Source organism: Streptomyces sp. NPDC058964 (genome assembly GCF_042741275.1).
Lineage (GTDB): Bacteria > Actinomycetota > Actinomycetes > Streptomycetales > Streptomycetaceae > Streptomyces.
Genome location: NZ_JBHYKH010000648.1, coordinates 1 through 4,463, shown reverse-complemented (window position 1 = coordinate 4,463; position 4,463 = coordinate 1). Strand labels below are relative to the sequence as shown.

At 70.8% G+C, this 4,463-nt stretch carries 4 protein-coding genes; all 4 read right to left on the bottom strand.

The genetic code is table 11. The features are described 5' to 3' along the window. Window positions 1-115 precede the first annotated feature (115 nt). Entirely contained in the window at window positions 116-1,771 is a 1,656-nt protein-coding gene (locus tag ACFW2E_RS42230) for a sensor histidine kinase (RefSeq protein ID WP_384476085.1), read from the bottom strand. Further along, window positions 1,768-2,508, bottom strand: coding sequence for a response regulator transcription factor (locus tag ACFW2E_RS42225; RefSeq protein WP_185806597.1), 741 nt, complete (start codon window positions 2,506-2,508; stop codon window positions 1,768-1,770). The genes ACFW2E_RS42230 and ACFW2E_RS42225 overlap by 4 nt, the downstream gene beginning before the upstream one ends. A 111-nt stretch (window positions 2,509-2,619) precedes the next feature. Continuing rightward, on the bottom strand, window positions 2,620-2,967 hold the full coding sequence (locus ACFW2E_RS42220; RefSeq protein WP_384476081.1) for an antibiotic biosynthesis monooxygenase family protein: 348 nt from the start codon (window positions 2,965-2,967) through the stop codon (window positions 2,620-2,622). A gap of 89 nt (window positions 2,968-3,056) precedes the next feature. Next, entirely contained in the window at window positions 3,057-3,935 is an 879-nt protein-coding gene (locus tag ACFW2E_RS42215; protein WP_384476078.1) for a DUF2797 domain-containing protein, read from the bottom strand. Window positions 3,936-4,463: the final 528 nt, after the last annotated feature.

The window sequence follows — 4,463 nt, the reverse complement described above, 5'->3', positions numbered from 1 at the left end:
GGGGGGCGCGGGGTCTGTTTAAAATCTTGGGGGGGGTCCCGCCCGGGGGCGGGGTGGGGCCCCCGCGCGGGCCGGGGGCGGGGAGAAGCGGGGGTTCGCTTGGCCACGACTCTGGTCAGGCCCCCTGTCGCACCCATGTGGTGGCACTGTGCTGTACCTGTGAGTGCGCGTGCCAGTTCGTCGCGGGGTCCGGCCGAGGCGCGACGGGGCCGGAGGCGGGCAGGTGCACCGTGAACACGGTCCGGCCCGGGACGCTGTCGACGGTGACGGCACCGCCGTGCGCGGTGGCGACCGCCTGCACGATGGCGAGCCCCAGGCCGGTGGACCCGGTGGACCGGGACCGCGCCGAGTCGCCCCTGGCGAACCGCTCGAAGACGTGCGGCAGCAGCTCGGGCGGAATGCCCTGGCCGTTGTCCTCGACGTCGACCCACATCCACGGGCCGCGCCGCTGCACGCGTGCGGTGACCGTCGTACCGGGTGGTGTGTGTTTGCGGGCGTTGCCCAGCAGATTGACCAGCACCTGCTGGATGCGTGCCGCGTCCGCCGACACCAGCGCCGGTTCGTCGGGCAGGTCCAGCCGCCAGTTGTGGTCCATGCCGGCCGCGCGCGAGTCGCTGATGGTGTCCACCACGAGCGGGACGAGATCGGTGCGCTCGAACTGGAGGGGCCGGCCCGCGTCCAGGCGCGCGAGCAGCAGGAGGTCCTCGACGAGCAGCGTCATCCGGCCCGCCTCGGACTCGATTCGGCCCAGGGCGTGCCGGGTGTCGGGCCCGACCTGCTCCCGTCCGCGCCGGGTCAGCTCGGCGTAGCCCCGGATGGAGGCGAGGGGCGTGCGCAGCTCATGGCTCGCGTCCGCGACGAACTGCCGTACCCGCATCTCGCTCTGCTGGCGGGCGTGCAGGGCGCCGTGCACATGGTCGAGCATCCGGTTGAGCGCGGCACCGACCTGCCCGACCTCGGTGTGCGGATCGGTCTCGGACTCCGGAACACGCTCGCTGAGGTTCACCTCGCCGGTGTGCAGGGGGAGTTCGGAGACCCGGGTGGCGGTGGCGGCGACCTTGCGGAGGGGGCGGGTGGCGATGCCGACGAGTGCGTATCCGGCCATGACGGCGGCGACGAGGCCGGCGACGGTGATGCTGATCTCGACGAGGATCAGGGTGTTGACGGTGCCGTCGGCGTCGGCCGTCGGCAGGGCGACGTAGTACGCGTCGGCGCTGTCGGGGCTGTGGACGTACTCGACGCGGTACTTCTCCAGGCCGGGGATGTCCACGGAGTGCGCCTTGAAGTCCTTCGGCACCGAGTTCAGGGCGGCCATCTGCGCCACGCTGAGGAAGGCGGCGTTCATCTGCTGGAAGGAGCCGTTGCTGTCGTTCTTCCGCTTGGCGACGGCCGCGGTGGTGACCTTGCCGTTCTCCACGTAGGCGGCGATGGTCTTTTCCTGCGTGGGAACGTTGATGACGAGGTTCTTCACCTTGGCACCGGCCGAGATCCCGAGGTTCCGGACGGCGCCCGGGGCCCCGGGGTCGGCGGGGTTCTTCACGCCCGGGTTCTTCGGCAGCATGTGGCCGCCCCCGGCACGCATGGCGGTGTCGTGGACCTTCTCGTCCAGCTGGTGGTAGAGGTGCTGCTTCAGCGCGACGGTGGTCACCGTGCCGATCACGGCGCACACCACGGCGATCAGCGTCACCGTCGAGACGACGAGCCGCGTCCGCAGGGTGCGCGGCTTACCACCTGCCCGCCTCTGCGTACGCGGCCGTCGTCGCCCGCTCATGACGCGGCGGGCTTGATCAGGTAGCCGGCCCCACGCCGGGTGTGGATCATCGGCTCACGACCGGCGTCTATCTTCCTGCGCAGGTACGAGATGTAGAGCTCGACCACATTGGCCTGGCCGCCGAAGTCGTACGACCACACCCGGTCCAGGATCTGCGCCTTGCTGAGCACGCGCCGCGGGTTGCGCATCAGGAAGCGCAGCAGTTCGAACTCGGTGGCCGTGAGGTGGATGTTGTCGCCGGCCCGCGAGACCTCGTGGCTGTCCTCGTCCAGAGTCAGGTCGCCGACCACGAGCACGGAGTCGGACCGCCGGTCGGCGGCGCCGGAACGGCGGATGAGCCCGCGCAGCCGGGCCACGACCTCCTCCAGGCTGAACGGCTTGGTGACGTAGTCGTCGCCGCCGGCGGTGAGCCCGGCGATCCGGTCCTCGACCGCGTCCTTGGCGGTGAGGAACAGCACCGGAACGTCGGGCAGCTCGCGCCGCAGGCGCCCCAGAACCGCGAGGCCGTCCATGTCGGGCAGCATCATGTCGAGGACGACGGCGTCGGGCCGGAACTCCCGGGCCGTCTGGACGGCTCCCTGGCCGTCACCCGCACTGCGGATCTGCCAGCCCTCGTAACGCAGGGCCATGGACAGGAGTTCGGTGATCGACAGCTCGTCGTCCACCACAAGCACTCGGACGGGGCTCCCGTCCGGCCTCAGCAGTTCGGTGCGCCCCTGGGGCGAGGTCGTGGTCATGGTGGACACCTTGTCGGCGTCCTCTGAGAACACGCTTTCACCAATCTGTGATTTCCCTGAGAAACACACAGGCGCCTCTCAGGAAACGCCTGGGAAGCCCTTGCCCGGCGATCAGCTTCGCGCGTGGCCGTGACTGTGCTCGACCCGCGCGACGTGGATCGAGTAGCGCTCGTACCAGTGCTCCCGGCCGTACTCCTTGGCCGCCCGGTGACGCGCGTCGCGCCGCCACCGGTCGATACCGGCCAGGTCCCGGAAATAGGCGACGGAGATCGCCAGACCACCGGGCGTGCGGGCCGAGTCCTCGCCGAGGAAGCCGGGGATGTCCTTGACGAGCTCGCCCAGCCGCTCTGCGGCGTGCCGGTATCCGTCGTCGTCCTCCTCGGTGCGTACGGAGGTGAACACGACCGCGTAGTAAGGGGTTTCATGGGCCGGGACGGGTGTGATCCGCTGATCGCTCATGTCCTCGACGATCGGCGGCCGGGCGGCCTGCGTCCATGGACCTTGCCCAAAGGGATCCGGAAGGGATCCAGCTCTTGACCTTTCGGCCTTCAGAACAGCCCGTCCTGGACGCCCGCCTCCACCCTGAACTCCCGTACCGGAAAGGTGAATCCACCCCCACCCGGCCCGGGACACAGCTGCCACCCCGTCATCAACCGCGTGTCGAGCACGACGACCCCGCGCGCCCCGGCCGCGATGTGCAGATCGGGCCCGGCGACGGCGATCAGCTCACCGCCGACCGTGCCGCCGGGGACCAGTTCGACGACCTCACCGAGTGCGGCGGGCAGCCCCTGGAGCCCGAACACCCCCGTGTGGTCGACCGGTTGGCACGGCTTGCGGGAGAGGGACTCGGGCCAGCCGGCGAGCGCGACGGCCCGCTCGTGCAACTCCCCGATCTCGGCGACCCGTTCGGCCTCCGTCGCCGGGAGCGCCGACCGTACGGCCCGCTTCTCGGCGTACGGGATCCGGTCGGGCACCTTGAGCGCCGCCCGCAGCAGCTCCTCCGTCCGCCGCGCGGCCATCAGCGGCCCGACTCCGAGCCAGCTGAAACACACGGCGCCCTGCTCCAGCAGCCGCGCGGAGCCCCGTTCGAGTGCGGTGATCCCGACCTTGATCATGCCGGGCCCGAACCAGGCCAGGTACACGTGGTACGGCCGGGGGTCGTCCGCGATCGTGTCCGCGGCGACGGAGTGCGCCCGGTCCAGCCGCGCGCACTCCTCACAGCGGGCTCCGGTGCTGCGCCCCGACACCCTCGCCCTCGTGGGACACGGATGCCCGCGCGCCCCCACGCACGTCCGCACGCCCCCGTCCACCACGCCGAAGGCGACGCGCTTGCCCCGGTGCAGCGCGCTGCGCCGTCCGCCGTCCCACACCAGCGCGGGTCCGTCCCCCGACCACCGCAGTCCCGTGCACTTCCATGCCTGTGCCATCACTCTCGAGAGTAGGCGTCGGCACTGACAACGCCCTCGGGCGAGGAAGGGCCGTACGGCGCACGAAGGCCCGAAGCCGCGACCGCCCGAGTCTGAGCCCCGTCCGGGTGGCGACCTCCTCCAGCCGGCACGGGACGGGTCCCCGCACCAGCGCGGGAGCCAGGTATGCCGCCACCGCGTGCACGTCATCCGTGACGACCAGGTTCTTCGCCCGCCAGACGGGGCCGGCAGCTCCTGGGGTGACATGGCCGGGGCCTCCTCCGCCGGAGGAGCGGTGCTGAACCGGTCGGCGATGCGTGAGGGAATTTACTCGCTTAATCTCTCACCGACCAAGAGAACGGTGAGCCACGCACACACCGTGATCACGTCCGCCTCGCGGCCGGCCCCAGCAGAACCACCGCGCTCCCGGAAAACGCCAGAGGCCCCGGATCTCCTTCCGTTCTAGTGGTCGTCGCAACACCCCAGTTCAAGGGGTGCGATGGACTTCGAGATCCGGAAGGATCGGCGGCCTCAGGGGCCGAGGAGGTT